We start from the raw sequence: 24,595 nt of genomic DNA, 5'->3' as shown, positions 1-24,595 counted from the left end.
AGGGCCATTCGGGTTCCATCGGCGGCGTTTTGCCGGTTACCGATCGGCTGGATTTCCGACTGCCGGATCGCGCCGTCTTGAATATCTTCCCACACGCGGCAGATCGTCACGAAATTCCACCCACGGCAGCTTCATATCCCAATAGGCATGGGCCTGCGGCGCAAAGCGTTCGGGGTGGTCGAAGAAGCCGATCGTCACATAGAGTTCTTCCGGAAGCCCTTGGTCGAGATAGGCTATGGATGTGCCGCAATCGGCGCAGAAGGTGCGGAGCACACCTCGGGTCCTTGAGAACGTTTTCGGCGTGCCGGTCAGCAGTCTGAATTGGGTCGGTCGATAGCCGACCCAGACGGTCAGCGGGCTCCCTATCGCCTTGCGGCAATCGTCATCGTGATCGGAGCAAATCCAAAACGGGTCGCCATCCATCTCAGCCGTTATCGAACCGCAAAAACAGGAGCCGGTCTCGATCCTGGTCATCGAACCACCACTTCTGACCGAAGCGACCGTTTCGGCCTCAGGGTCCGCAGGGTAATCGAATAGCGATGCTCGACAACCGGCGGGATGCTGTGCTGCCATTCGGTGCGCGCCGGTCCCGTCATCAGGTAAGCCGACCTTGGCTCGACGATGATGGTCTGGCGATCCCATCTCGTGCCGTTCTTCCGGCGGAGCCGAAAGCTGCATGGTGCAAGAAGAGAAACGCCGGCCACGACATCGAAATGCGGCTTGTCGCGATGCCAGCCGATACCCGCGCCGGGTCGGTACTCGTTGATCAAAACTTGCACGAAAGCATCGGCGGGCAGCCGCGCAAATGCCGCCACCTTGTCTTTGAGCGGCATCAGAAAAGCAGGGATCGCCGGCGCCTCGACGACTTTGCGTCGGTCAAAATCGTAGCGAAGGCCAAAACCGGCGACGCGCCGGTTTGCGAGATGGCCATGAAAGTCGAAAGGCTGGAAGGCGAGACTTTCGAGCTGCCGCACCAGCTCGGCCTCTTCCTCCGCCGTGATCAGCTCCGGCTGGTAGTGAAATCCTTCCGGCAGATCGTTGGGCGCGCGAAACAGGTCGCCTTGCCCAGCGAATTCCGGCTGCTTGGTTTTGAGCGATGGCATCAACCGTAATTGGTGAAGCCGGCCGGCGGCGGCAAGGTCTTGGAGGCGTCGAGCCGGCCGGATCACCGCCTCCATATCTCGGGCGAGACGGAACCTGGCTTGCCGGGGTGGGTTATTGCCCAGACGCGTCGAGTGCTGGGGTCGAGTGTTGGGAAATGCCTTCAGCTGCTATCCAACGTATGAATTACGATCCGGCGACAAGGACCCTCTCCGTATGGTTTGTCCCAAGCGGAAATCGCTACGATTACGACGACGTGCCGCCGCAGACCTACGCTGCATTCCGCAACGCCTCGTCAAAAGGCCGGTTCTTCAACGCTTTCATCCGAGACCGGTATAGCTATCATCTGGTCGAGCAGAGCCAGTCGGGGTGAGATCTTTTGCCCTTGTCGCGCGTAATGCATCCGGGAGAATCCGGTCGGCCGGCCGATCCCTCATTGCGCCGGCGGCGTTCCAGGTTGATCGCCGCCCGTGGTCGTCTTGGGCGTCGGATCCTTGTCGACCTCGGGATTTCGGACGGTGTTGGTGTTGTTCTGTGTCGGTTCAGTGCTGCTGGTGTTGCCCTGTGTCGGTTCGGCCTCGTTGCTGCAACCCGCTAAAGCCAGAGCCGACAAAACGATAGTCTCGTCAATAATGATCCCGTCATGGCCAACCGCTCCCATCGTGCTCGACAACGGCGGGTCGTGAATTTGGTTGCAGCGGAATGGTTCGGCTGTGGGCCAGGCCTTCTGATCCTCGCCGTGTAGGCGCCAAAGGAACAAATCTGCGCGCCGCCACGTTGCATTTCCAGTGCAATGCTTGTGACAGTGAGGCTGTTGTCTTGGCGCCGAGAGCAAATTGGAAGGGCTTCCTGAAAATTGGAGAACTTAGCTGTCCGGTCGCGCTCTATACGGCAGCCTCGACCTCCGAGCGGATCGCCTTCCACACGATAAACCGCACGACGGGCCATAGGGTGCATCGCGCCTTCGTCGACAGCGATAGCGGCAAACCGGTCGAGAAGGACGATCAGGTCAAAGGCTATGAGATCAGCTCGGGTGAGTACGTCGTGCTCGAACCGGATGAGGTCGCAGCCGCTGTCCCCGAGAGCGACAAGACGCTGTCGGTCTCGGCCTTCATCGGCTGTTCCGATGTCGACGACGTGTATTTCGACAAGCCGTATTACCTGGCCCCGCCGGACAAACACGCGGAAGAAGCGTTTGGGCTGATCCGCGAGGGCATGCGCAGGAAGAAGGTCGCCGCCATCGCCCAGACCGTCCTGTTCCGGCGCGTCCGGACCCTGCTCATCCGCGCCTATGACGAAGGCCTGGTCGCAACGACGCTGAACTTCGACTACGAAGTACGCTCGGCGGAGGAGGCCTTCGACGACATCCCAGACATGAAGATCGAAGGCGAGATGCTCGAACTGGCCGAACACATCATCAAGACCAAGAAGGGCAAATTCGATCCGACCAAATTCGACGACCGTTATGAGGCGGCCCTGGCCGAGCTTGTGAAGGCAAAGCTCGAAGGCAAGAAGATCGCCATTCCGAAGCCGGCCAAGCGGGAGAAGGTCGTCGATCTTATGGATGCGCTGCGCCAGAGTGCCGGCGTTGGCGGCAAGCAGCCTTCGACAAGAAAGCCCGCGGCAAAATCAAAGCCGGCGCGCCACGCGAAGGCGAAGGAGACGGCGCCGCGTCGGAAAGCCGGCTGACCGATGGCGCTCGAGACCTACCGCAAGAAGCGCGATTTTTCCGTCACCCCGGAGCCGCAGGGCCGCAAGGCGCCGAGGACCGGGAACAGCTTCGTCATACAGAAGCATGATGCGAGGCGGCTCCACTATGATTTTCGTTTGGAAGTGGACGGCGTCCTGAAGAGCTGGGCCGTCACAAAAGGGCCGAGCCTGATCCCCGGCGAGAAGCGCCTTGCCGTCCATGTCGAGGACCATCCTTTGGAATATGGCGGTTTCGAAGGCACCATTCCGAAGGGCGAATATGGCGGCGGCACCGTTATTCTGTGGGACAGAGGCACCTGGACGCCAATCGGCGACGCGCATCGCGGCTATGCGAAAGGCCATCTCGATTTCGAACTTCACGGCGAGAAGCTGGGCGGCCGCTGGCACCTTGTCAGGATGGCCGGAAAGCCGCGGGAGAAGCGCGAGAACTGGCTGCTGATCAAGGGTGACGATGACGCCGCGCGCACGGAAGACGACCCCGACATTCTGGACGAGCGGCCGGAATCCATTGCGACCGGCCGCAAGCTCGAGGATGTCGCCGGCGAAGAGCCCGGCTGGTCGTCCAAGACGGGGCGCATTGGCAAGCGCCGCGGCGGCCGCACGCGGGCAACTCAACCAGAAGAGCAGCCTGCCACCGTAAGCGTTCCCGAACCGTCAAAGATCAAGGGTGCCAAGAAGGCAGCGCTCCCCGATTTCGTCGAGCCGACGCTGGCGACCCTGGTCTCGTCCGCGCCGTCCGGCGAGCGCTGGCTGCACGAGATCAAATTCGACGGCTACCGGCTGCAGGCCAGGGTTGAAGCCGGCCGCGTCAAACTGTTGACGCGGAGCGGTCTCGACTGGACGAAGAAATTCGGAAAGGCGATCGTTTCGGCGCTGGCCGATCTCCCTGTCGGGACGGCGCTGATTGATGGTGAACTCGTGGTCGAGACATCCGCCGGCGCGTCGGATTTCTCCGAGCTGCAAGCCGATCTCAGCGAGGGCCGCAGTGACCGCTTTCGCCTGTACGTTTTCGATCTGCTCCATCTCGATGGATACGATCTGCGCGACGTTGCGTTGATCCAGCGCAAGGAACTGCTGGAAAAGATCATCGGCGGCGATAACGGCATCATCAGCTACAGCGGACATTTTGAGGAGGATGGCGCCCTTGTCCTGAGACACGCCTGTCGGCTGAGCCTGGAAGGCGTCGTCTCCAAGCTTCGCGATGCGCCTTACCGCTCGGGCCGCAGCAAGAACTGGGTGAAGTCGAAATGCTCGGCGCGGCAGGAATTTGTCGTGGCCGGCTATGTTCCCTCGACAACCTCGCGCAATGCGATCGGGTCGCTTGTCCTGGGTGTCTATGACGACGGCAAGCTCCATCATGTCGGGCGCGTCGGCACCGGCTACACGGCAGCGGTGGCCCAGAGCCTCTTCAAGAAGCTCGAGCGGATACGCATTCCATCGAGCCCGTTCGACGATCGGCTGAGCGCAGAGGAGGCTCGGCAAGTCCGCTATGTCAGGCCGGAACTCGTCGCCGAAATCGAGTTCCGCGCCTGGACCGCCGACGGCAATCTGCGCCACGCCTCGTTTCGCGGGTTGCGCGAAGACAAGCCGGCGAAAGAGATCGTGCGAGAAACACCGAAGACCAAGGCAGCAGCGAAACCTCAGCGCCGGACCGTCAAGCTCACCCATCCCGATCGCCTCTACTGGCCGGACCAGGGCGTGACCAAGGAAGGTCTCGCCGACTATTATACCGAGGTCTGGCGCTATGCATCGCCCTATCTCGTCGGCCGCGCACTGGCATTGCTGCGATGCCCCAGCGGTATTTCGGGTGAGCGGTTCTTCCAGAAGCACGCTTGGAAGGGTCTCAACCCCAACATCGTGCTGGTCCATGACCCCAAAGATCCGCCCGACGAGCGGCTGATCAGCATCAATGATCTCGATGGGCTGATCGGTCTCGTCCAGTCGGCGGCGCTGGAGATCCACCCCTGGGGTTCGATGGTGAGCGATTGGGAGCGTCCGGACACGATTATCATGGACCTCGATCCCGGCGAGGGCGTTACCTGGGAGGCGGTGATCGAAGCCGCCGTCGAAACCCGTGACCGGCTGAAGGATGCGGGGCTGGCCCCCTTCATCAAGACATCAGGCGGCAAGGGTCTGCACGTCGTGGCGCCATTGAAGCCGAAGGCCGAGTGGCCGGCGGCGAAAGCCTTTACCAAGGCGATAGCAGACTCCATGGCCGCCGACAGCCCCGGCCGCTACGTCTCGACCATCACTAAATCCAAACGGCGCGGAAAAATTCTCGTCGACTATCTGCGCAACCAGCGCGGTGCGACCGCAGTCGCACCCTATTCGACAAGAGCACGACCCGGTGCGGCGGTGTCGATGCCGCTTGCCTGGGACGAACTCGGCCCCGGCATCGGACCGGCCTATTTTACCGTAGAGAACACGCCGACCCGGCTTGCCTCGCTATCGTCGGATCCCTGGCAGGATTTCCGTGCCGCCGCAGTGCCGATCGAAGACCGTGCAAACCGGCGAGAGAAAGCGGCTTGAGGACGGCTTTACGAGGTGCATGCATCGGAATAATCAGGCGATCTGCTCGAACGTGCATTGCTCCGGTGCCTTGTCCGGCCGCCAGCGCAGGAACTTGGTGCCATGCCGGAAACGGTCGCCGGTGACGTGATCGAAGCGTACTTCGACCACCAATTCGGGCCGGACCGGCTCCCAGTCGCCGCTGCGCTCGGTGCTCCAGCGGCTCGGCCCGCCCGGTGCCTTTCCGGTAAATCCGGGTGGCTGTCGCATCGCTTCGAGTTTGCGGGTAAGCTCGGCCCTATCGTCCTTGGCAATGGTCGAGGTGAAGCCGACGTGATCGAGCTTGCCGGCCTCATTGTACAGACCCAGCAACAATGAACCGACCTGCCGGCTGTTGCTGAGATAGCGAAAGCCGCCGACCACGCAATCGGCCGATCGCAGCCGCTTTACCTTCACCATCGCGCGCACGCCCGGCTGGTATGGATCGTCCAGCCGCTTGGCGACCACGCCGTCCGTCTCGCCATGTCCGGCATCCCCTAACCAGGAGCGGGCTTCCTTCATATCGCGCGTGCAGTGCGAGAGAACAATGTTCTTGCGCTCTGCCGAAGTGACGAAAGCCTCAAGGATCGCTCGTCGTTCTTCCAGTGTCCGGGCCAACAGGACGGTTCCGTGCTCGTCGCAGAGCATGTCGAACAGGACGATGTGCGCCGGGGTTTCCGCGGACAGCTTGTGGATCCTGCTCTCGGCCGGATGAAGTCGCATCTGGAGAGCGTCGAACGACAGCTTGCCGTCGACCGAGATGACGATTTCGCCGTCGACGACAAAGCGGGACGACGGCAGTTCCCTCAGTGCCGCGACGAGTTCGGGAAAATACCGTCCGAGCGGCTTGCCTGACTTGGCGCGCAACTCCACCGCGTCACCCTGCCGGAATGCCAGGCAGCGAAAACCATCCCATTTGCGCTCGTATTGCCATCCAACTCCTTCGGGAATCGCATCAGCCGCCTTGGCTTCCATAGGAGGCGTGTCGAGCGGCAGGGCGAAGCCGCCGTCGCGGGGGATGACCTTCATTGTGCTGCCTTTGTCCTCCCGACCAAGCCTGCTCCCAAGCGCCTATTTCCGCTTTCCGGCCTCCGAGCCGATGCTCTTGCGCAGTGCATCCATGATGTTGATCACGTTGCTGGGCGGTTGCTCGGCCTTGGCCTTCGCCTTGGCCGGACCCTTCTTGCCCTTCTTCTTCGAGGCAATGATCTCGAGCAGCCGCGCCTGGACCGGATCTCCGGTCATGGCGGGATCCCACTGCCTGGTTCGCTCATCGATCAGGGTCGAGACCATATCCATCAGTTTCGGGTCGGGTTTGACGTCTTCGATCTTGCCGAAATAATCCTCAGGATCGCGAACCTCGTCGCCATAGCGCAGTGTCCACAGCACGATGCCCTTGCCTCGTGGTTCAAGCATGACGGCGCGCTCGCGGCGGTACATGACCAGTCGCGATATTCCGACTGTCCCTGTCGATTTCATCGCGTCGCGAATGACCGAGAATGCCTCCTCCCCGACCGGGTCGTCAGGGGTGAGATAGTGGGGCTTGTCGTACCAGATCCAGCCGATGCTGTCGGCATCGACAAACATGTCGATATCGATGGTACGCGTGCTCTCCAGCGCAACTGCGTCGATCTCATCGTCCTCGAGCAGGACGTATTCGTCCTCGCCGCGCTGATATCCCTTCACCTCGTCGTCTTCACCAACTGGCTTGCCGCTGACGGCATCGACATATTGGCTGACGACCCGATGCCCGCTCTTGCGATTCAGCGTACGGAACCGGACCTTTTCGCTCTCGGTGGTAGCGGGCGTCATCGCGACCGGACAGGTCACCAGCGAAAGCTTCAGATAGCCTTTCCAGAAAGGACGTGGCGCCATCGAGGACCCCGACAGGAGTAAAACAGTCGAACGCACCAAGGTGATCGATTGTTCCAGCAGCATTTTTTTCGCGCGCCCCAGGCTCGCCAGTAAGAATCCATCATTTTTCCGGTTCGAGACGGAACCGATCAGCGCAAGCGCAGTTCGGGACAGACAAACAGCCCGGCGGCAGCAAGGACCATTTCAATGTCGGAAGCGATCCGGATCGCAATTGGCGCGCCATTATCGGGAAATGCGGCAGCGCTTGGCGCCGAGATGAAGCAGGCGATCGAGCTCGCGGTCGAGGAGCAGAACGCCGACGGTGGCATTGCAGGCTTTCCCGTCATGGTTGAGGGTGCGGACGATCAGGGAAAGGTCGAGACCGGACGGCAAGTCGCGGACGACTTTTGCAACCGGCCGGATCTGCTTGGCGTCGTTGGCCACTACAACAGCAATGTCACCATCGCCGCGGCGGAGATTTATGCCGCCAACGACCTCGCGATGATCACGCCGATCGCTTCCGACACGGCGCTCACCGAGCGCTCGCTGCCGAATGTCTTTCGCTTCACCAATCGCGACGACCAGACCGGGGCAGCCATTGCCCGTCATCTCTACGACGTCACGGGCAAGCGCCGCGCCGTCCTGGTCGAAACTGAAACGATGTATGGCCACAGCATGGGCATCGCGTTCTCGCGGGCATTTCTGTCGCTTGGGGGACGTATCGCAGAGCGGCGGACGGTTCGCGAAGGGAGCCGCGATTTTGACCCCCTGGTCGCATCTCTGCGGGCCGATTTCGATCTGCTGTTCTACGGCGGCAGCTTCGAGGGTGCTTTCATCCTGCGCGCGATGCGCCGTGCAGGTCTCGGCCAGCTTTTCGCCAGCGGCGACGGCTGTTGGGACGCGGTGAATTTCCTTGAGCCTGCGGGAGAAACCGCGACATTGGGCGAAGGCGTTCTTGTGCTGTCCGCCACGCCCGAACTGGGTAAAGTCGCTGGTTCAAGCGATTTCGCCGGGCGCTATGCGGCGGTGTTCGGACCGATCGGCAACTATGCCGTGAACTCCTACGATTCAGCCCGTGTGCTGATCGCTGCAATCAAAAACGCGATCGCTGAATCCAAGGGAAATCCGAGCCGGCGCGACGTTCTGACAGCGATGCGGAAGCTCCGCTTCCAAGGCATTGCCTATAGCGATCCCGTGCAGTGGGACGAAAAAGGCGACAATTTGGCCGCCGTCACGGCACTCAATGTCGTGGAAAATGGCCGATTTCGACAGGTTGCCGAAATCCCGCAGATGCAAAGGGTCGGATAGCTGTGGCCTCACGAGGGCCGCGGCGCTTCGTCATCCCAGGGTCTCCGCGACGGCGCTTCGCTCCTGCTCCGCCCTAGGATGACGAAGGCGTGGTAGCCTGTGGCCAATCGCTAGCGTTGGCGATAGCCCACGGGATAACCCTTTGCCGGAGAGCATCCGGGCCCAGAACCGGGTTCTCAATCGCATCGTTCGCCACTTTTTACCAAGGGTTGATGAAACAATTGCCTCCGATCGCCGTTTCGCCAAGAAGGTGAATTTGGGCGAGGAGGAGGCCTGAGCAGCACCGATGCCAGGTCTCGCCCTTGCAAAGGTGAAGCCAATGATTTTTGACGCGCCGAAATTCAGGGATCGAACGGATGCGGGGCGCCAGCTTGCCGCCGCTTTGACCGGGTTCGCGGCAAGCGATCCACTGGTGCTGGCGCTGCCGCGTGGCGGAGTGCCGGTTGGCTTCGAAGTGGCGAAGGCACTCCGTGCCCGGCTCGACGTGCTGCTTGTGCGCAAGATCGGCGCGCCGGGCCATTCCGAATATGGCATCGGCGCGGTCGTCGACGGGGAAAATCCGCAGCTCGTCCTCAACGAGGAGGCGATGGCTTTGGTCCAGCCGTCAGACGAGTACGTCGAAGCAGAAAAACGGCGGCAACTGCTCGAAATCGAGCGCCGCAGAAACCTCTATCTCGGCAGCAGGCCTGCGGCTTCGGTCCTGGGCCGGACAGTCATCGTTGTCGATGACGGCATAGCGACCGGAGGCACGGTCAGAGTGGCGCTCAAGGCGCTAAGAAAGGATCGGGCCGCGCATGTTGTCTTGGCCGTTCCGGTAGCCCCCCAGGACACGCTGGACCTGATAAAAGCCGATGTGGACGAAGTGGTCTGTCTCGCCACGCCGGAGCCGTTTGTTGCGGTGGGCCGGTATTATAAGAATTTCGCGCAGACCACGGACGCGGAGGTGGTCCAGCTGCTGCAGCAGGCAGAGCAGTTCGAGAGCAAATCATCGATGCGATCTGCCGGTTAGCTCATCGCCGACAGCCGAAGGAGGCACGCCATGGCTAGCAAGGACCGACAACAGATGGAGATCGTCGAGCGCGGCGATATTTTCTTTCTCTACCGGCCCAGGGTGGGCGAAACCGATCCAGAAAGTCTTTCCGACGTGCAGCGCTTCTTCGTTGTGCTGCGGCCGGAGCACGCGACGAAGGTGCGGCTTCTCGTTATCGGGCGCAAGCGGCTGCCCGATGCGCATGAGCACGAGCGTAACTGGGGTTTCGTCGGCGCGATTGCGGGTTCCGCCGCCGCGTTGGAAAAGGGCCTCCGCGAAGAAACGTATGACACCAAGACGCGCGGCCGGCAGCATCTGCCTGCGGCGCGCCCGGCGGGCGAAGGCCGTTATCTTGTCACGCTGCTCAATGGACAATTGCATCTCAGCTACGCACTCGAGCTTCCAGAGCGGCCATCCGAGGTGCAACGCGACTTCAACATCGCACCACAGGCAAGCTTCGCGCTTTCGGTGAAGAATCCCGAAAAGCCCAGCCCTCCAGGTCTTGGATTGGGACAAGCCCAGGAGCCCGACTATCCAGACAGGCTTCAGCGGGAATTCCGCGGCCGCAGATTTGCTCGCGAGGACATAAAGCTGCTTGATGTGCAGGGCGCTGAATTCATCCTGGTCGGCGCGCGAACCGATCCGGAAAAGGCCTACAATGTCGAGCTCGACGTCGAGAAGGAGGATGAGCGCCATTCCGAGATGCTGCGCGAACTCAAAATGGCCAAGTCACGCCATCCGATAGAACCGCTTTTCAGTGGCGAATGGGCCTGAGCCGCACCGCCCTCCCCTTGAGCTTGCAGCCAACCTGAAAAGAGGGCCGCACGACCGCGCCCTCAGCGGCGGGTGAGCCGTCAGTCCCGCAAACGATTGGCAGCGTGATCCTGGCGCTGCTCGGTCGCGACCTGCTTGGAGTCTAGGCCGCGTTCCTTCGTATGCTGGGCCTTGTCGCGGTTGGACAGGACTTTGTTTTCCTCGAGCTTGTCCTTTGGGGTGGTGGTCATGGCGCCTGCACCGGAACCCTTTCCCCGTGAACCCGCTCCGATGTGCTTCTTGCTACCTTTTGCCATAGGCGTGCTCCAATTCTTAATCGTCGGGACGTTTCTTGTGATGAACGCTCTCCTGATTTTCTCCGCGAAGGATATTGCGGTCATCAGGGTCGACAAGATCGGGTGTCTTGGACCTGATTTCCGATCCTTTGCGCAGCGCTTCACGTTCGGCTGCTGATCGCTTCAGGTCCGCCTCTGCGTCGAAATCCTTGCCGGCGTTCTTCGTGTTCTCCCGCTTTTCAATGATGCGCATTTGCTGCTCATGGGTCTTGCGTCCAGTCATTGTTTCCTCCAGGTGCCTTGCATCCGGTTTGATGCCCAGATCGCCGTCGGCAATCGTCGATCTCCTGGTGATTGCAGGGGCCACGGTGTGCTTGCCGAGCGGACCGATCGGGGGTCAGCACGATCTGTGCCTGTCTCATGGCGATAATGGCAGGGCGGCGGGTTCGTTCCGAAACGGCGGTTGAAATAAACTGTCCATCGCCCTTCGGCTCCGGCTGCTCATCCACACCTGCCGTGATCCGTCAGTCTTTCTCCTCCTCGCGATACAGGCGCTCGGTCGCCCGCTCGCTCTCCCTGCGTTCTGCGGGACCGCGGCGGCGTCGCGTGAGGAGTGCGTAGGCGATCAGGATTGCCAGTATCAGAGGACCGCCTGCAACGACGAGCAACCACATGCTGTTCTCAAACATGGACCATCTCCTTTCCCTCACAACCGAGAAGGCGCCGTAACCGTTCCTGGGTTCTGCCGCCAATCGCCAATGTCTGCGATTGGCTGCCGCCCTAAGCCTTCGACCGCGGGAGCACTGCCGCGAGGTAACGACCCGCCGCCGAGGCGGGTTTTTTGTTTCGGCGCTATCTTGACGTCGCCGTTAGCCACTTCCGAGAAACCGAGATTGTGGCTTGCCGCTGCCGAGTCGCAACTCCTGCCGTTCCGATGGAACATCCCGGCATCTCCGTCGTTCGGCGACTGATCGCCGATGTCCACGCCTGCCGCCGCACGCCGCAGCGAGAGCGTAAAGCTGGAGGCCCAGGACAAAAGCAATACCAGACACAGGAGGCAACCATGCCCAACACTGCCGAGATCCTTGTCGACACATTGATCGCCTGGGACGTGCGTGTGATCTTCGGCCTGCCGGGGGACGGCATAAACGGCATCATGGAGGCGCTGCGCACAAGGCAGGACAAGATTCGCTTCGTACAGGTGCGGCACGAGGAATCCGCGGCCTTCATGGCGACGGCCTATGCCAAATGGACCGGCAAACTCGGTGTCTGCCTCGCCACCTCGGGGCCAGGAGGCACTCATTTGCTCACCGGTCTTTACGACGCAAAACTCGACCAGGCGCCGGTCCTTGCCATAACCGGCATGCAATTTCACGATCTGATCGAGACGTTCACGCAGCAGGATGTCGATCTCACCCGTGTTTTCAGCGACGTCGCCATCTTCAACACGCAAGTGACCGACGCAGCGCATATGGAAAACGTTGCCGGCCTGGCCTGTCGTTCCGCGCTTGCGGGACGCGGCGTCGCCCATCTTTCGATTGCAAGCGACGTGCAGGAGCAGACGGCGGCAAAGCGCTCGCCCCGTAACATTCCAAGACACACGCCCGAACGGTGGTTCGAAGGGGACAAGCGACCCGACGAAGCCCAGCTTGCTCTTGCAGCGGACATCCTCAACACAGCCTCAAAGGTGGCGATACTCGCCGGGCGCGGGGCGCTGCATGCCCAGGCCGAACTCGAGAGGACGGCGGAGCTCCTCGCCGCACCCGTCGCCAAGGCCTTGCTCGGCAAAGCCGTCCTGCCGGACGATCACCCACACGTCATGGGCGGAATAGGAATATTGGGCTCGCTGACCTCGCAGGAGATAATGGAGGAATGCGAGGCGCTGCTGATCGTCGGCTCGACCTTCCCCTACATCGAATACTACCCCAAGCCGGGCAAGGCGCGCGGCGTGCAGATCGACCGCAATGCGGAGCGCATCGGCCTTCGCCATCCCGTCGAGGCCGGTCTCGTCGGAGATGCGGCCCTCACGCTGCAGTTGCTCAACGAAAGGCTGAAGCCAAAGCAGGACAGATCCTTTCTCGAAGATGCGCAGCAGAGCCTACAACGCTGGCGCAAGATGATGGCCGAGGCGGAAAGCAGGGACGACGTGCCGCTCAAGCCGCAGCGCGTCGTTAAGGCATTCGGCGACCGAATACCGGCCAATGCGATCCTGGCTAGCGATTCCGGTCAGAACACCGAACTTGCCGCCCGTCATGTCGATATCAAGGCAGGACAGGATTTCGCCGTCTCCGGCTCGCTGGCATCGATGGCCTGCGGGCTGCCCTATGCGATTGCCGGCGGGATCGCCTTTCCGGGCCGGCCGGTTTTCGCGGTTGTGGGCGATGGCGGGCTGGCAATGCAGCTTGGCGAATTTTCGACGGCCGTGCGTTACAAGATTCCGCTCAAGCTCCTGGTGATCAAGAACAACATGCTCAACCAGATCGCCTGGGAGCAGATGATGTTCCTCGGCAACCCGCAATTTGCCTGCGAACTCCAGCCGATCGATTTCGCTTTGGCCGCTGAAGCCATGGGCGGCATCGGCTACAGCGTCACCCGGCCTGAGGACGTCGACGGGGTTCTTGATGCCGCTTTTGCCGCGGAAGGTCCGGTGATCATTGAGGCGGTCGTCGACGCGTATGAACCTATGCTGCCGCCGCGCATGCCGGACGAATATCGCAAGAACATGCGCACAGCGCTGCGGCAAACGCCAGGCCGTAAGGAGATTGAAGCAAACCTCGCTCGGGAGCCGCTGAAGACGATGATGGGCTGACTGCAGGTTCCCTGGGCCGGTCAGCCCTTGACGTAAGCGCCTGGCTGGCGGCGGCTCTTCGGAGCCTTAGCGTCCTTGGAACGCTCGGCGATCGACGGACCGGCGCCGGATGTCTTTTCGCTCTCGGCACTGGGCGTGGGCTGCCGGGGCGGGTTCTGCCCTTCGGACTGACGGGTCTTGTCCTCCGCCTCGTTCCTTGACCGTGTCAGGCCCATCCCGCCGGCAGGCTTCTTGTTGGCGGCCGCCTCTTGGGAGAATTGATCCGACGCGTCCGCATCGTTCTTGGCCGGGTACTTGGTCGCACCATGTTCGTAACGGGTCTCGTTTTCAGTCATGGCGTTTCTCCGATTGCCTCCTGCATGGCGGTTAAACAGTCCTGCGACGGTCCGAGTTCCAACTGCGCTAGAGCGGCGGCCGCCATAAGCGATGCGTGCAGCACCGCACCGTCAAACGGACGCGGCTGCCGATATTCGGCGACGCTCAGGCGTCCTGCGTCAGTCAGGCCTCTTGCCATGGCGTGTGAATGATATCGGCGCCCGGCTGCTCGTCGAACAGGACCGCGCAGCCGCGCTCCAGCGCCACCGGCGACAGGGCGTTGGCCACGATTTCGTCCGGCGAGATGAAATCTCCGGTCAGCACGCGCAACTCTTCCACGGCTTTGGCCATCGACACCAAACGCCCTACGGCGCGGCCGGTCGTGCAGGCATCGATGACGGAAACGAGATCGATCATATCGAAGTGGCCCATTATAGGCTCCGCAAACAGCATCCCTTCCCGGCTATGAACGCCGCAGCGATCGACAATGTTCCCGGCCGGGCCGAATAGAGCGACGTTCCGAATTTGCCGTCAACCACTCGGCTTCAAGCGCGGAGCATCACATCGCCTTTCAGAATTGCCAGCGCATACTCGCTAAATCTTGTCCATTCCGTCCTTGAGCTTGCTCAGGAATGCCACCAGGGCATCCTCCGGCCGATCGGCCTCCTCGGTCAGCATGTCGATGCCCCAGCGTCCGAGGACCGCTTGCTGGACAACGCTCGGTTGCGGCATGAAGACGAACGATTTCGGACGGTTCTTTTCGTAGCCAGACCGGCGCCACGTTTCCCAAAGCTGATACAGCAACAGACGGATGTTCATGTCGGACATGCTGTAGCCGATGAACAGGATGGTGCGCCCCAGTGCGTCGGCAAGAAACTTCACGTCCAATGGCGACTCGAACGAGAGCCGCTCGAAATAGTCGGATTCTGCCAGAACCAGGGACGCATCGTCGTCGAAATCGCCGTGGTATTTGATGATCTGGGTAACCTCGCCGTTCACCTTGGCGATATCCTTGGCATTGGCCACTTTTACGAACGGACGGTCGTAGATTTCGAATGCAACCTCGAGGTTCCGATCATAGTTGGTGGTGTAGATGATCGGGAAATCGAGTGACACGATCAGCTCGTGGATCGCCGATCCCTGGACTTTTTCCCGCGAGACGCTCCATTCGCGATCCATCCAGCTGCGCAAGGGGCCGATACTCCCATGCTTTAGCCGGTAATATTCGGCAAGAGCCTGGTAGCTGGGTTCAGGCATGTCGACCATGTCGCGGTCGAGGCCGAGTTCATCCTCCATATGCTCGATGAGCTTCTGCCAGGATGGCAGGCCGACGCTCATCGATACCCCGGCCCCAACGAACAAGATCGCTCGTCGCTCTTTCACGGATTGAGCCAATTGCTCGAGTGCAGACGGCATAGCCAACCACCAGGCAATGATCCAACACAACTGCGAAAGGCGTCCTCTGTTCCGGAGAGCCCCGGATCACTGCCAAGTGTGTTCGGCAAATGGGGTGTGTTCAGCAAATGCGGCGCAGACTGGAACCGCTGAGGCAGATTGAAGTTTGGTTGCCAGGGAGAAGACCATGATGGCCGCACAACGAGATCAGACGCCTGCCAAAGCGAGAGGCGCTATTCAGGGAGGGGCGACGCGGGATAAAACCCCGGGGTTCGACCCTGCCGCTGCACCTGAAGAGACCGACGCAGAAGCGGCAGGTGTGCCAAATCCTGTCGCCGAGGCTCGTCCACGGCGACAGCCAGAGTTCACGAATGAAGCAAGCTTCGCCAATGCGATGCGGCCGGTAGAAGGCGCGCCTGATCTTCAGCCTCGCAATAACTGGCCGCTGTTGGTGATTGCCGCAGTCGTCCTCATGGCGGCCGCGGTCTTCGTGATAGCAGCCATGCTGGGCTAGCGAGGCACGTTCCAGAGCTTATTCGTATCCGAGGGCAAAATCATTGTGCGACATCTGTCCGCGGCAAGGCGTTACCACTCGATCGCCGGTCGCGCGATCATCAGCCAGAAAATCCCGAGGACGGCAGCAAAGGCGGGAAAGCCGAAGGCGAACCACAGCCAGAAAAGCCTGATATACCGGGCCGGCAGAGGGCCCCCCGTTTTGGCGGCTTCGGACGCCAGATTGCGCATTTCCATCTGCATCCATACCACCGGCAGCCAGAACATTCCGGTGACGATATAGAGCGCGATGGACAGCACGATCCAGCCTTCGGAGAGCGAGTAGCCCGCCAGCCAGGCGAGCGCGACGCCGGTTATCGGCTGCGCCACGACGGCGGTTGCCGTGAAGAGAAAGTCGGCGACCACTACGATGCGCGCCACTGCCGCAATTGTTGCCGCATTGCCGGTCCTGTGGGCGAGAAGCATGAAGAAGGCGATGCCGGCGCCGGTGCCAAGCAGCACGCTGGCACCGATGACATGCAGGAACTTCAGCACGAAATAGAGCATCAGCGCTCCTCCAGGATCGCCAAGGCAACAAAGTGAAGGACGATGATCGGCAAGACCTTCAGGAATGGCCCAAGTGGTTCGTTCCACAGGTCCGGGCGCAGGAAAGTGCCCACGATCAGATAGAACAGCGAGAGCGCGATGCCGGCGTAGAGACCTTTTCGCGCCGTTGGCCGCCAGGCTATGAGTGCGCCGACGACGATGTCGGCAAGAGCGCCGGCGATCACGGCAGGCGCCGACAACATGCCAGCCCCCGTGCTTTGCATGAGGCCGATGCCGTTGCCGTAGCCAGTGGTCAGCGACACAACGCCCGTCATGATCCAGAAGAACGGCAGCACGACGAAGATTGCAGGCTTGGTGACATAAAGCCCGGCAAACCATTTTTCCTGCACCGTCGCAGGATTGAGCGCGAGGAACTGCGCCAGGCTTTGTGGCCGCATGCCGGTCAGGGAAATCCAGTCCGAGGGATCTCCGAGCGCGCCCCGTGCGATCTCCCTGGCGGCATTGGTGCGCATTGGGGGCCGCCAGCCGAGCATCGCGGCAAAATCGCCGAGGCGGTAGAGAATCCGCGCACCCCATCCCGGCAAGGCAAGCCTGGGCACGGGAGTCCAGCCGAGCCAGCGGCGGAAAGTGCCGACAATCTCGTCCATGGTCAGCTGTTCTGGGCCTGCAAGTTCCAGCGCCAGACGAGACGGACTGCCGGGATTGAGAAAGAAGAGCACCGTCGAGACCACATCCTCGAGCTGCACAACCTGCAGCCGGCCGGTATCCGGCATTGACGGCAGGACCGGCAGCGAGGCCAAGCCGCGAAACAATGCACTGGCCCCAAACACGGGCCGGCCGAGCACCACCGAAGGGCGAAGGATTATCCAGTCCAGGTCAAGCGCCATCAGCGCCTGATCGCCGGCATATTTCGTCGCCGAGAACGACGAAGGCTGTGCCCGATCCACACCCATTGCCGAGAAGTGGATCACCTTGGCAACGCCTGCGCGCGCGCAGGCGCGAAAAAGAGCCGCCGCCGCATCGCGATGGACTTGCCCGGTCTTTTCGCGCGGGCTGTCCTGCAGAACGCCGGCACAGTTCACGACGGCATCGACGCCAGTCAGATGCGGCAGCCAATCTTCTGGGCGTAGCGCGGCGGCCATATCCAGCACCAATGTCTGGTAGTCGCGGGCTGCATTTGCCCGAGGGCAACGGGCGATGCCGACCACCTCATGTCCTTCGGAAACAAGGCGGGCGCAGATCGAAGCGCCGATCAAGCCGGTGGCGCCAACAACGAGAATTCTCATCGGACCCCGATCTCCGGTGCCGCAGGGATATTGTTCATCCTACGCTCTGACTTGCGAATGTTCGACGTGCCCGCTCGCGCGAGAACCGTCGGGCAGCGCGGAACAAACCATCGATCGCGGGATTAGGAAAGCACCAGGAGGTCTATCATGGACAGGGAAGAGCGTATCAGGCGGCGAGCCCATGAAATCTGGGAGCGTGAAGGCCGTCCGGAAGGGCGGGAGCGCGAGCATTGGGATCAGGCCGTGCAAGAGATCGAGGCAGAGGATTCCGAAGCAGAACGTGGCCCGGTCGTGCCTGACCCGACCGTTGGCGCCGGCTCCGAACCCGATACGGGTGGCGCCCGAGGTAACGGCAAGCCGATGTCTTGACCGGTTGTTCGGCACGGAAAGGAAAATGCCATGCCTCGTCTGATCGCCTGGATCGTAATCGTACTGTCGGTACTCTTCATCGGTTGGCTATGGGTCGACCAGCCCGGCCGTACGAGCGACGGGACTCAGCCTGCGCCCCATGCAATAGACCAGGACGGATGACGACGGCAGTTGGAACTCCATTCCGGGCAGGACCTGCAGGTTTTCGCAGTGGATGCGATCCTCGCCTAGCTCGAGGGCGCGGGATCCTCGTTCCTGTACTCGTGAATGAGGCCGAGGATTTGCGATCGGACCAACTCGCGAGCCTCTGGCTGAACGAACGGCATCAAGAGTTCGACCCGCTCCTCGACCTTCTCGGGAAGATCCGCAGCAGGATCGATGAGGTCGTTGCCGTGCGCGTAGAGATTTTCCGTCAGCTTTTTGTCGAGGTCGGAAAAAATGCCCATTCATCTGCTCCAGGCCAGCTTCTCTGGTTAAATTGATAGGCTGACGAAAATGTTCCCCGGATGATCACAACAGCTGCTTCTCCGGCCGAAACGCGGGGCTAGTCCAGCTCTAGTGGTAGAAATCTGACGCTTGGTACGTGATGCGGATTACCTGTTCGACCCCAAACGGAAGTTCGCCTCCGCTCAGTCGAACTCACGCCCATGACCCTCGGTGACCTTCATTGTCCGCGTTGCGAATGGCAGCAATGCGCCGCATCTCAGCCGTTCGTCGACGCTCAGCTCGATCCCGAATCCCGCCGTTCGCTCAATCGTTTGTGATGGGCTCGAGTCAATACCGTGCAATCCAATGGATTGGCGGCTATCCGCCGGCATGATCCCGCCGCAGGAGCGAAGTCCGCCTCACGCAAGAAACGCGCCGGCCGATGAAGGCTGGCTCCCCGAGTTGGATTCGAACCAACGGCCGCCCGATGAACAGTCGAGATCTCAACCGGTGGGCTATCGGGGAGCTGCTGATACCAAACTCAACTTAATTTCGGATCGGGCTACAAGGCATTTGCCGAATATGGTGGCGGCGTGCGTGCTGCCCTATTTCACCAAGGACGGGGCCGCCGGAATGAAGGCCAGCTTTCGGGGACCGGCAAAGAGCCAGTCAGCGACTGACACTAGGTCATTGCCGGAATGCCGCCGTCGAAGAACGAGAAGGCTGGGTGTTGATGGCCACATCGGGAGGTGAACCCATGGAACCGCGCGCCAAGGAACAGGAGAATCTTTCCCGACTCGAACGGGCCGCGCAACAGACTGCTGATCCAAAAACTATGGAACAGAAGGCGAAAAAGCCCGAGGAAAAATTCCGCTTCAGCCTTCGCAAGGAAGACGTCTGGTGGACGGTTGGTTTCGCTGCCGCTGCCTTGCTGCTTTTTGGCATCCAAGTCCTGATCAATTGGCGCTTAGAATGGCTTGACGCGCCTTTGCGCGTTCGCGTGCTGAACTACGTCAGGGGCGGCCTTCTCATTTTCGTTATGCTGACCGTTGCGAATGTTATCGAAGTCTTTCTCATTGGCCGAATTCCCAATCGTGTTTCACGCTTCAACTTGCAACGTATTTTTCGATTAGTGGTCGTCGTCGCCATCATCTTCGTGGCCATTTCAGTCTTATTTGTAAACTGGTACGCTGCGGTTGTTTCACTCGGCCTGATTTCACTGATTCTCGGCTTTGCGCTGCAAATGCCGATCTCCAGTTTCATCGCGTGGATTTATATTCTGGCCAGGGCGCCTTATCGCGTTGGCGACCGCATTCGCATCGGCGATGCCCATGGCGATGTCATTGATGTCAGCTATCTCGACACGACGTTATGGGAATTCGGCGGCGAACATCTTTGGACCGATCATCCGAGCGGACGCGTCATCAAGTTTCCGAACTCCACCGTGTTTGACACGCCGGTCTTCAACTATTCCTGGCCGCTGTTTCCCTATGTCTGGAACGAAATCAAGTTCCAGCTCGCTTATGAAAGCGATCTGGAATTCGTAGCGAAAACCATGAGAGCGGTCGTCGACGAGCAGATCGGCGACATCATGAGCCAGAAGGTGAAGGTCTATAAGCACATCCTGTCGCAAACGCCGGTGGACGAACTCGAAGTGAAGGAGCATCCCGTGGTTCATTTTCGCGTCAGTGAAAACACCTGGCTCGAGGCCATCGTGCGTTACCTCGTGCCGCCGAAGGAAGCGGGGCGCACCAAAACACGCTTGATCAAGGAAATGCTGGCGCGAATGAATGCAAAACCCGATCGCGTGCTGTTTCCGAAGAGCAATTTGAGGTGAACTTCCTCAGGCCACGCCCGCGCGGAGCCACCCCCGCCCGCGTCGCGGCAGGCTGATGCATCTGGAGCGCCTATGATGAAGCCGACCGGATCCACCGAGGCAGTGAGGATCGAGGACCTTGACGACGCGGGGCTGGTTGAACACGCGCGACAGCGTGACCCCGCCGCATTCTGGTTAATTATCAAGCGTCACAATCAGCGGCTTCACCGGGTCGCCCGCACCGTCCTGAATGACGACACCGAGGCGGAGGACGTACTTCAGGAGACCTATATCCACGCCTTCACCCATCTGGCCGAATTCCGCGCGGAGGCGCGGCTGTCGACCTGGCTCACCCGGATCGCGCTGAATGAGGCGCTGGGACGCCGCCGGAAAAGGCGGCCCACCATCGACGTGAAAGCCATCGAAGGCATGGTCGCTCCGTTCAGCGCCCACAAGCCTGATCCCGAAGAGGCGGCCGCTCTCGCTGAAATCCGCAGCCTCCTGGAGCGAGCCGTCGGTGGCTTGCCAGAGCCCTTTCGCATCGTCTTTGTCATGCGGGACGTCGAGGAAATGAGCATTGAGGAAACGGCTTTTCTTTTGGCATTGCGACCTCAGACAGTGAGCACCCGCCTTTATCGCGCACGCCGGCTGCTCCGCGAGGCGCTGCGGGACGAACTCGCCACCGTGTTCACGGATACGTTTCTCTTCGCTGGCGCCCGTTGTGACCGCCTCGCGCAATCAGTCCTCGATCGGCTCGCAATCCGCCTAGCTCGAAAGGACACTCATTAGTTGAACGCGGCGACTGAGCGCACGTAGACGCCGTCCACGCCGAGATTACGCCGGCTCGTTTCGCGGAGCTCTTCTAGCGGGACGCGGGAATATTTTGGCGGCCCGGACCATCTAATCGTCAGGCAAATGCACTCGGCGCCGCGGTGCTGACAGCGGTGTTGAATCAACAAACATAGGAGACCGCCATGCAGGGCGCACTTCACCTATCCCGGCGTCAGTCGCTTCAGGGACTTGTCGTACTCGGTGCCGGAGCGGCACTCGGCGGAATCGCACGGCCTTCTCCGGTATTGGCACAGGACATATCGGACGAGGACATTTTCCGCTTTGCGCTCAACCTCGAATACATGGAGGCTGAATACTACCTCCGCGGCACCACCGGAATGGGCATCGAAGCAGCCGATGTCGGTTCGAAACCCGGCGACGTCGTTGGTGGAAAGCAAGTCTCGTTCGAGACGCCGGCCATCGGCGAATTCATGCAGGAAGTCGCGGAAAACGAACTCGCGCACGTCCGCTTCTACCGCAAGACGCTTGGAACAGACGCTGTTGACCGGCCGGCCATCGATTTCGATGCGGGGTTCAAAGCCGTCGCGGAAGCAGCGGGCCTCGGGCCGGACTTCGACCCCTTCGGCAACGAAACGAACTTCGTTCTCGGCGGGATGCTGTTTGAGGATGTCGGCGTCACTGCCTATGCCGGCGCGGCGACAGTTCTGAAAAACAAGGACTTCCTTGCGGCCGCCGCAGGCATTCTGGCAGTCGAGGCCTACCACATGGGGATGGCGCGATCTACGCTATACCGGAAGGGAGAGGAAGCCTGGAAGGCCGCCAATGCTGTCTCCGATGCCCGAGACAAAATCGACGGATCGGACGATAAGGACCAGGGTATTCAGGCGGACGGCAAAGCCAACATCGTTCCGTCGACGCCCGATGCGATCGCGTTCACCAGAACGCCGCAGGAGGTGCTCCGGATCGTCTACCTCACCGACAAGGATGGAGTGAGCAAGGGCGGCTTCTATCCGGAAGGGATGAACGGCACGCTCAAGAGCACCTGAGCCAGTTGCGACGAGTGACGATGCGCCGCCGGAAACCGAGCGGCCTCGCAGTGGCTGCTCTTCGAGAAAGACCATGAGTAAAGATGATGATGTGAACCACGGATCGGCAGCTTCAAGCCGAGTGCTGTCTCGCCGCAATTTCCTGAAGTCTCTGTGACCGGTGCGGCGATTGCCAGCGCCGGCGGCCTTTCAGCCTGTATGACTGGACCGATGGCAGCCGGAAAGACAACCAAGGCGCTGGCGCTGTACCAGGACACCCCAAATCGTGGCCGACGCTGCGGTGGGTGTACTCACTTCCGAGAGCCAAACGGGTGCGAGATCGTTGCCGGTGCAATCAGCCCAAATGGCTGGTGCCGTTTCCACGAGCCGCTGCCGGCTTGATGCAACAAATTGCGGTCTCCCGCCTTACGTCTCGGGCGGGAGCAACGTGACGTCAGCTTCCACGTCCAGAGCGGACGTTGGCCGGCCGGCGGTAAGGCATCTGCTTAGGGTCATGGGCGTGAATTCGTTCTCGGAGAGCGAACGTCCGCCATTGGGTCGATCAGCGGAATGGCCGCTTGTCTGTAACTTCGTCCCGAAAGCGGAAGGGCAGGTTTCGGCCCCCGTGCCGCAGGCAAGATCTGTGAGACGAAGCGTCCCGGCCCCTCGGCCATCAGGACCCGATGCAGCAGCCCATAGACCTCGCGATTGGCCATATTATTGGCTCCGATGACTTTCTGGTTGGCCGCCAGCCCGTTGGCGAACAACTCCTGATTGGATGCCATTTGCCGCCCGGGCTTGGAAAGTTGACGTTCTCCCGCGCAGTCCCATCCAATTGCCGCCCGCGTAGGTAACGCGGATATTTCACCAGGTCCCGAAATCAAATGATGCGCAGCCGCCGTCTCTGTCTGATCTTTGGAACTTAATCATATCAGTAGAAAATAACCGTAACCATCTTTCATCTTGCCGCGTATGGTCCGATCATCTGCCGGTGCTGGTTTGGGGACATGCAATGAAGAAGGTCGCTGCTCTCCTGGTACTTTCTCTCGTTACCATGCTGCCCGCCATGGCAGCCGCGCAGTCCTACGTGCCGGAGCTTGGGCCATCGCCGCCGCAGGATGCTATGCAGCTGTATCCGGGCGGCGTCGAGAAGGCGCTGGCCGCCCTGCCGGACATCGTCAAGAAAGTCAAGGAAGCATCCAACATTCCCGGCTTCGCCGTGGCGGTGGTGCATGGCGGCAAGATGATCTTTGACGAAGGCTATGGCCTTCGCGACAACCGGGACGACACATCTAAGGTCAGCAGCACCACCATCTTCCAGGTCGCCTCGGTGTCGAAGTCGATCTCGGCTACGGTGGCCGCCATCGCCATGACGAAGGACCGCAGCTTCGACTGGGATACCCCGGTCGGCAAGGTCTGGGACGGCTTCCGCCTCGATCTCGACTATGTCTCGGGCAACGCCACCATCGGCGATTTCTTCGCCCATCGCTCGGGCCTTCCGATGGCGGCGGGCGACGAGCTCGAGGATCTCGGTTTCCAGCGCAAGCAGATCGTCGGGAGCCTGTGGATGGTGCCGCTTGATCCCTTCCGCATCTCCTATCACTACGCCAACTTCGGCACGACGATCGGCGCCGAGGCGGTGGCCCATGCCGAGAAACAGGATTGGGAGCCGCTGGCCAAGAGCCTGCTGTTCGATCCGCTCGGCATGCGTTCGAGCAGCTATCTGCACAAGGACTTCATTGCCGCCGGCAACGACCGCGCTCTGCTGCATGCGCGCGTGGCGGACAAAGTCTTCGAGCCGCTCTACGACCGCGATCCCGACCAGCAGGCGCCGGCGGGCGGCGTCTCCTCCAGCGTCCAGGATCTTGCCAAGTGGATGATCCTGCTGCTTGCCGACGGCACCTATAACGGCCAGTCCATGATCGACCCGAAGATCCTGCAGCCCGCCATCACACCGCAGATCGTGACCTACCGCGGCGAGACGCCCGATACGCGGATCAGCTCCTATGGTTATGGCTTCAATGTCGGGGTGAACACCAATGGCCGCACCACCATGGGCCATTCTGGCGCCTTCCTGCTCGGCGCCGGCACCACCTTCCAGATCTTGCCCTCGGCCGATGTCGGCATCGTCGTGCTCACCAACGGTGCCCCCGTCGGCGCCGCCGAGGCGGTCGCCGCCAGCTTCATGGACATCGTGCAATATGGCCAAGTCACCCGCGACTGGTATCCCTACATCAAGCCGCGGTTCATGGTCTACTACAAGCCGGTGGGCGACCTCGCCGGCAAGGGCAAGCCGACGAACCCCGCCAAGGCGCGCAGTCCCTCCTTCTACGCCGGCCAATATACGAGCCACTATTTCGGCACCGCCACCGTGCTGGCCGATGGCGAAAAGCTGGTGCTCGAACTCGGCCCCAAGCCCATGCAATTCACGCTCGAACACTGGGACGGCGACACCTACGCCCTCACCCCCCGCGGCGAGAACGCCCCCATCGGCTCGCTGTCATCGGTGACGTTCGTCGGTTCCTCCGGCGGCGTTCACGCGCGGGTGATGACGGTGGACTATCTGAATGAGAACGGGTTGGGGCATTTTCAGAGGTAAGGGGTGGAGGCGTCGGGTGCTCCATACACCCCATGCCGTCGAAAAGCCGGACCGGCCATCTGCAAGGTGATGCCTGAGATGGCGGATCTGTGACGGTTCGCTTCC

Annotated in this window: 29 protein-coding genes and 1 tRNA gene; 14 read left to right on the top strand and 16 right to left on the bottom strand. The window is 61.0% G+C overall.

Annotated features, from left to right (window positions below; translation table 11 throughout):
• Window positions 1-36: 36 nt before the first annotated feature.
• Both CIT26_RS06940 and CIT26_RS06935 read right to left on the bottom strand, forming a co-directional pair.
• Window positions 37-474 carry a GFA family protein gene (locus CIT26_RS06940; RefSeq protein ID WP_095491867.1) on the bottom strand — a complete coding sequence of 146 codons (438 nt, stop codon included), beginning with the start codon at window positions 472-474 and terminating at the stop codon, window positions 37-39.
• The gene (locus tag CIT26_RS06935) at window positions 471-1,103 is read right to left on the bottom strand and encodes an alpha-ketoglutarate-dependent dioxygenase AlkB (protein WP_095491916.1); all 633 of its coding nucleotides are present in this window, start codon (window positions 1,101-1,103) and stop codon (window positions 471-473) included. Before CIT26_RS06935 ends, CIT26_RS06940 begins: the two co-directional genes overlap by 4 nt.
• Between CIT26_RS06935 and CIT26_RS38455 the strand changes: the two genes are divergently transcribed.
• The gene (locus CIT26_RS38455) at window positions 1,097-1,474 is read left to right on the top strand and encodes a KTSC domain-containing protein (protein WP_342586993.1); all 378 of its coding nucleotides are present in this window, start codon (window positions 1,097-1,099) and stop codon (window positions 1,472-1,474) included. The two genes, CIT26_RS06935 and CIT26_RS38455, sit on opposite strands and share 7 nt — an antisense overlap.
• Before the next feature lie 60 nt (window positions 1,475-1,534).
• Here the strand turns inward: CIT26_RS38455 and CIT26_RS06925 are convergent, their stop codons facing one another.
• Window positions 1,535-1,774 (bottom strand): hypothetical protein, encoded by a 240-nt coding sequence (locus CIT26_RS06925; protein ID WP_245319212.1) that lies wholly within the window; start codon window positions 1,772-1,774, stop codon window positions 1,535-1,537.
• Between the two features lie 146 nt (window positions 1,775-1,920).
• Between CIT26_RS06925 and ku (CIT26_RS06920) the strand changes: the two genes are divergently transcribed.
• Window positions 1,921-2,790, top strand: a complete 870-nt coding sequence (ku, locus tag CIT26_RS06920; RefSeq protein ID WP_095491865.1) for a non-homologous end joining protein Ku — start codon at window positions 1,921-1,923, stop codon at window positions 2,788-2,790.
• A 3-nt stretch (window positions 2,791-2,793) separates the two neighbouring features.
• A complete protein-coding gene (ligD, locus tag CIT26_RS06915) occupies window positions 2,794-5,340 on the top strand; it encodes a DNA ligase D (protein WP_095491864.1) in 2,547 nt (848 codons plus the stop codon).
• 33 nt (window positions 5,341-5,373) lie between these two features.
• Here the strand turns inward: ligD and CIT26_RS06910 are convergent, their stop codons facing one another.
• Window positions 5,374-6,387, bottom strand: coding sequence for an ATP-dependent DNA ligase (locus tag CIT26_RS06910; protein ID WP_095491863.1), 1,014 nt, complete (start codon window positions 6,385-6,387; stop codon window positions 5,374-5,376).
• Window positions 6,388-6,429: 42 nt separating this feature from the next.
• Entirely contained in the window at window positions 6,430-7,233 is an 804-nt protein-coding gene (ku, locus tag CIT26_RS06905; RefSeq protein WP_095491914.1) for a non-homologous end joining protein Ku, read from the bottom strand.
• Window positions 7,234-7,419: 186 nt separating this feature from the next.
• Between ku (CIT26_RS06905) and CIT26_RS06900 the strand changes: the two genes are divergently transcribed.
• The 4 genes from CIT26_RS06900 to CIT26_RS06890 all read left to right on the top strand — a co-directional run bounded on the left by CIT26_RS06900 (window position 7,420) and on the right by CIT26_RS06890 (window position 10,324).
• Entirely contained in the window at window positions 7,420-8,520 is a 1,101-nt protein-coding gene (locus tag CIT26_RS06900) for a branched-chain amino acid ABC transporter substrate-binding protein (protein ID WP_095491862.1), read from the top strand.
• Between the two features lie 142 nt (window positions 8,521-8,662).
• The gene (locus CIT26_RS38220; protein ID WP_280951098.1) at window positions 8,663-8,797 is read left to right on the top strand and encodes a hypothetical protein; all 135 of its coding nucleotides are present in this window, start codon (window positions 8,663-8,665) and stop codon (window positions 8,795-8,797) included.
• A gap of 42 nt (window positions 8,798-8,839) precedes the next feature.
• Window positions 8,840-9,529: a phosphoribosyltransferase gene (locus CIT26_RS06895; RefSeq protein WP_095491913.1), complete on the top strand. Its 690-nt coding sequence runs from the start codon at window positions 8,840-8,842 to the stop codon at window positions 9,527-9,529.
• Window positions 9,530-9,559: 30 nt separating this feature from the next.
• Window positions 9,560-10,324 (top strand): hypothetical protein, encoded by a 765-nt coding sequence (locus CIT26_RS06890; protein ID WP_143747796.1) that lies wholly within the window; start codon window positions 9,560-9,562, stop codon window positions 10,322-10,324.
• Window positions 10,325-10,404: 80 nt separating this feature from the next.
• Here CIT26_RS06890 and CIT26_RS06885 read toward each other — a convergent pair whose 3' ends face one another.
• From CIT26_RS06885 to CIT26_RS36440, 3 genes are all read right to left on the bottom strand, one after another.
• The gene (locus CIT26_RS06885) at window positions 10,405-10,620 is read right to left on the bottom strand and encodes a hypothetical protein (RefSeq protein ID WP_095491860.1); all 216 of its coding nucleotides are present in this window, start codon (window positions 10,618-10,620) and stop codon (window positions 10,405-10,407) included.
• Between the two features lie 16 nt (window positions 10,621-10,636).
• Window positions 10,637-10,882, bottom strand: coding sequence for a hypothetical protein (locus CIT26_RS06880; protein WP_095491912.1), 246 nt, complete (start codon window positions 10,880-10,882; stop codon window positions 10,637-10,639).
• A 241-nt stretch (window positions 10,883-11,123) separates the two neighbouring features.
• Complete coding sequence (locus CIT26_RS36440) at window positions 11,124-11,288, bottom strand: hypothetical protein (protein ID WP_095491859.1); 165 nt, start codon at window positions 11,286-11,288, stop codon at window positions 11,124-11,126.
• 374 nt (window positions 11,289-11,662) lie between these two features.
• Here CIT26_RS36440 and CIT26_RS06870 point away from each other — a divergent pair, with 374 nt between their 5' ends.
• Window positions 11,663-13,408, top strand: a complete 1,746-nt coding sequence (locus CIT26_RS06870) for a thiamine pyrophosphate-dependent enzyme (RefSeq protein ID WP_095491858.1) — start codon at window positions 11,663-11,665, stop codon at window positions 13,406-13,408.
• A 20-nt stretch (window positions 13,409-13,428) separates the two neighbouring features.
• Here the strand turns inward: CIT26_RS06870 and CIT26_RS06865 are convergent, their stop codons facing one another.
• The 3 genes from CIT26_RS06865 to CIT26_RS06855 form a co-directional block, all read right to left on the bottom strand.
• Window positions 13,429-13,743, bottom strand: coding sequence for a hypothetical protein (locus tag CIT26_RS06865; RefSeq protein WP_095491857.1), 315 nt, complete (start codon window positions 13,741-13,743; stop codon window positions 13,429-13,431).
• 163 nt (window positions 13,744-13,906) lie between these two features.
• A complete protein-coding gene (locus tag CIT26_RS06860; protein WP_095491856.1) occupies window positions 13,907-14,155 on the bottom strand; it encodes a hypothetical protein in 249 nt (82 codons plus the stop codon).
• Between the two features lie 162 nt (window positions 14,156-14,317).
• Window positions 14,318-15,139 (bottom strand): SIR2 family NAD-dependent protein deacylase, encoded by an 822-nt coding sequence (locus CIT26_RS06855; protein ID WP_095491855.1) that lies wholly within the window; start codon window positions 15,137-15,139, stop codon window positions 14,318-14,320.
• A gap of 166 nt (window positions 15,140-15,305) precedes the next feature.
• Between CIT26_RS06855 and CIT26_RS06850 the strand changes: the two genes are divergently transcribed.
• Window positions 15,306-15,632: a hypothetical protein gene (locus CIT26_RS06850; RefSeq protein WP_245319210.1), complete on the top strand. Its 327-nt coding sequence runs from the start codon at window positions 15,306-15,308 to the stop codon at window positions 15,630-15,632.
• 71 nt (window positions 15,633-15,703) lie between these two features.
• On the opposite strand, the gene CIT26_RS06845 is transcribed toward CIT26_RS06850, so the two are convergent.
• Both CIT26_RS06845 and CIT26_RS06840 read right to left on the bottom strand, forming a co-directional pair.
• Window positions 15,704-16,177, bottom strand: coding sequence for a DUF2269 family protein (locus CIT26_RS06845; protein ID WP_095491854.1), 474 nt, complete (start codon window positions 16,175-16,177; stop codon window positions 15,704-15,706).
• Window positions 16,177-17,463, bottom strand: a complete 1,287-nt coding sequence (locus CIT26_RS06840; protein ID WP_095491853.1) for an SDR family oxidoreductase — start codon at window positions 17,461-17,463, stop codon at window positions 16,177-16,179. The genes CIT26_RS06845 and CIT26_RS06840 overlap by 1 nt, the downstream gene beginning before the upstream one ends.
• Window positions 17,464-17,610: 147 nt before the next feature.
• Between CIT26_RS06840 and CIT26_RS06835 the strand changes: the two genes are divergently transcribed.
• Window positions 17,611-17,832 (top strand): DUF2934 domain-containing protein, encoded by a 222-nt coding sequence (locus CIT26_RS06835; protein WP_095491852.1) that lies wholly within the window; start codon window positions 17,611-17,613, stop codon window positions 17,830-17,832.
• Window positions 17,833-18,059: 227 nt separating this feature from the next.
• Here the strand turns inward: CIT26_RS06835 and CIT26_RS06830 are convergent, their stop codons facing one another.
• Together CIT26_RS06830 and CIT26_RS06825 are read right to left on the bottom strand one after the other, a co-directional pair.
• Window positions 18,060-18,278, bottom strand: a complete 219-nt coding sequence (locus CIT26_RS06830; protein ID WP_095491851.1) for a hypothetical protein — start codon at window positions 18,276-18,278, stop codon at window positions 18,060-18,062.
• Between the two features lie 430 nt (window positions 18,279-18,708).
• Window positions 18,709-18,783, bottom strand: a tRNA-Asn gene (locus tag CIT26_RS06825).
• 232 nt (window positions 18,784-19,015) lie between these two features.
• Between CIT26_RS06825 and CIT26_RS06820 the strand changes: the two genes are divergently transcribed.
• The 3 genes from CIT26_RS06820 to CIT26_RS06810 all read left to right on the top strand — a co-directional run bounded on the left by CIT26_RS06820 (window position 19,016) and on the right by CIT26_RS06810 (window position 21,912).
• Window positions 19,016-20,095, top strand: a complete 1,080-nt coding sequence (locus tag CIT26_RS06820) for a mechanosensitive ion channel family protein (RefSeq protein ID WP_095491850.1) — start codon at window positions 19,016-19,018, stop codon at window positions 20,093-20,095.
• Between the two features lie 72 nt (window positions 20,096-20,167).
• A complete protein-coding gene (locus CIT26_RS06815; RefSeq protein ID WP_095491849.1) occupies window positions 20,168-20,863 on the top strand; it encodes an RNA polymerase sigma factor in 696 nt (231 codons plus the stop codon).
• Between the two features lie 185 nt (window positions 20,864-21,048).
• A complete protein-coding gene (locus CIT26_RS06810; RefSeq protein ID WP_095491848.1) occupies window positions 21,049-21,912 on the top strand; it encodes a ferritin-like domain-containing protein in 864 nt (287 codons plus the stop codon).
• 491 nt (window positions 21,913-22,403) lie between these two features.
• Here CIT26_RS06810 and CIT26_RS06800 read toward each other — a convergent pair whose 3' ends face one another.
• Entirely contained in the window at window positions 22,404-22,676 is a 273-nt protein-coding gene (locus CIT26_RS06800) for a hypothetical protein (RefSeq protein WP_095491846.1), read from the bottom strand.
• Between the two features lie 227 nt (window positions 22,677-22,903).
• Between CIT26_RS06800 and CIT26_RS06795 the strand changes: the two genes are divergently transcribed.
• Window positions 22,904-24,490, top strand: a complete 1,587-nt coding sequence (locus CIT26_RS06795) for a serine hydrolase (protein WP_095491845.1) — start codon at window positions 22,904-22,906, stop codon at window positions 24,488-24,490.
• The last annotated feature ends 105 nt before the right edge of the window (window positions 24,491-24,595 follow it).

The organism is Mesorhizobium temperatum (assembly GCF_002284575.1).
Lineage (GTDB): Bacteria > Pseudomonadota > Alphaproteobacteria > Rhizobiales > Rhizobiaceae > Mesorhizobium > Mesorhizobium temperatum.
Note: the sequence above shows the minus strand (reverse complement) of the source record. Positions and strands in the feature narration are given on the sequence as shown.

Bases quoted from the DNA above. Each gene is read 5' to 3' on its own strand.
- CIT26_RS06940 (WP_095491867.1), bottom strand. From the start codon at position 474: ATGACCAGGATCGAGACCGGCTCCTGTTTTTGCGGTTCGATAACGGCT.
- CIT26_RS38455 (WP_342586993.1), top strand. From the start codon at position 1,097: ATGGCATCAACCGTAATTGGTGAAGCCGGCCGGCGGCGGCAAGGTCTT.
- CIT26_RS06935 (WP_095491916.1), bottom strand. From the start codon at position 1,103: ATGCCATCGCTCAAAACCAAGCAGCCGGAATTCGCTGGGCAAGGCGAC.
- ligD (WP_095491864.1), top strand. From the start codon at position 2,794: ATGGCGCTCGAGACCTACCGCAAGAAGCGCGATTTTTCCGTCACCCCG.
- CIT26_RS06910 (WP_095491863.1), bottom strand. From the start codon at position 6,387: ATGAAGGTCATCCCCCGCGACGGCGGCTTCGCCCTGCCGCTCGACACG.
- ku (WP_095491914.1), bottom strand. From the start codon at position 7,233: ATGGCGCCACGTCCTTTCTGGAAAGGCTATCTGAAGCTTTCGCTGGTG.
- CIT26_RS06900 (WP_095491862.1), top strand. From the start codon at position 7,420: ATGTCGGAAGCGATCCGGATCGCAATTGGCGCGCCATTATCGGGAAAT.
- CIT26_RS06895 (WP_095491913.1), top strand. From the start codon at position 8,840: ATGATTTTTGACGCGCCGAAATTCAGGGATCGAACGGATGCGGGGCGC.
- CIT26_RS06890 (WP_143747796.1), top strand. From the start codon at position 9,560: ATGGCTAGCAAGGACCGACAACAGATGGAGATCGTCGAGCGCGGCGAT.
- CIT26_RS06885 (WP_095491860.1), bottom strand. From the start codon at position 10,620: ATGGCAAAAGGTAGCAAGAAGCACATCGGAGCGGGTTCACGGGGAAAG.
- CIT26_RS06880 (WP_095491912.1), bottom strand. From the start codon at position 10,882: ATGACTGGACGCAAGACCCATGAGCAGCAAATGCGCATCATTGAAAAG.
- CIT26_RS36440 (WP_095491859.1), bottom strand. From the start codon at position 11,288: ATGTTTGAGAACAGCATGTGGTTGCTCGTCGTTGCAGGCGGTCCTCTG.
- CIT26_RS06870 (WP_095491858.1), top strand. From the start codon at position 11,663: ATGCCCAACACTGCCGAGATCCTTGTCGACACATTGATCGCCTGGGAC.
- CIT26_RS06865 (WP_095491857.1), bottom strand. From the start codon at position 13,743: ATGACTGAAAACGAGACCCGTTACGAACATGGTGCGACCAAGTACCCG.
- CIT26_RS06860 (WP_095491856.1), bottom strand. From the start codon at position 14,155: ATGGGCCACTTCGATATGATCGATCTCGTTTCCGTCATCGATGCCTGC.
- CIT26_RS06855 (WP_095491855.1), bottom strand. From the start codon at position 15,139: ATGCCGTCTGCACTCGAGCAATTGGCTCAATCCGTGAAAGAGCGACGA.
- CIT26_RS06850 (WP_245319210.1), top strand. From the start codon at position 15,306: ATGATGGCCGCACAACGAGATCAGACGCCTGCCAAAGCGAGAGGCGCT.
- CIT26_RS06845 (WP_095491854.1), bottom strand. From the start codon at position 16,177: ATGCTCTATTTCGTGCTGAAGTTCCTGCATGTCATCGGTGCCAGCGTG.
- CIT26_RS06840 (WP_095491853.1), bottom strand. From the start codon at position 17,463: ATGAGAATTCTCGTTGTTGGCGCCACCGGCTTGATCGGCGCTTCGATC.
- CIT26_RS06835 (WP_095491852.1), top strand. From the start codon at position 17,611: ATGGACAGGGAAGAGCGTATCAGGCGGCGAGCCCATGAAATCTGGGAG.
- CIT26_RS06830 (WP_095491851.1), bottom strand. From the start codon at position 18,278: ATGGGCATTTTTTCCGACCTCGACAAAAAGCTGACGGAAAATCTCTAC.
- CIT26_RS06820 (WP_095491850.1), top strand. From the start codon at position 19,016: ATGGAACCGCGCGCCAAGGAACAGGAGAATCTTTCCCGACTCGAACGG.
- CIT26_RS06815 (WP_095491849.1), top strand. From the start codon at position 20,168: ATGATGAAGCCGACCGGATCCACCGAGGCAGTGAGGATCGAGGACCTT.
- CIT26_RS06810 (WP_095491848.1), top strand. From the start codon at position 21,049: ATGCAGGGCGCACTTCACCTATCCCGGCGTCAGTCGCTTCAGGGACTT.
- CIT26_RS06800 (WP_095491846.1), bottom strand. From the start codon at position 22,676: ATGGCATCCAATCAGGAGTTGTTCGCCAACGGGCTGGCGGCCAACCAG.
- CIT26_RS06795 (WP_095491845.1), top strand. From the start codon at position 22,904: ATGAAGAAGGTCGCTGCTCTCCTGGTACTTTCTCTCGTTACCATGCTG.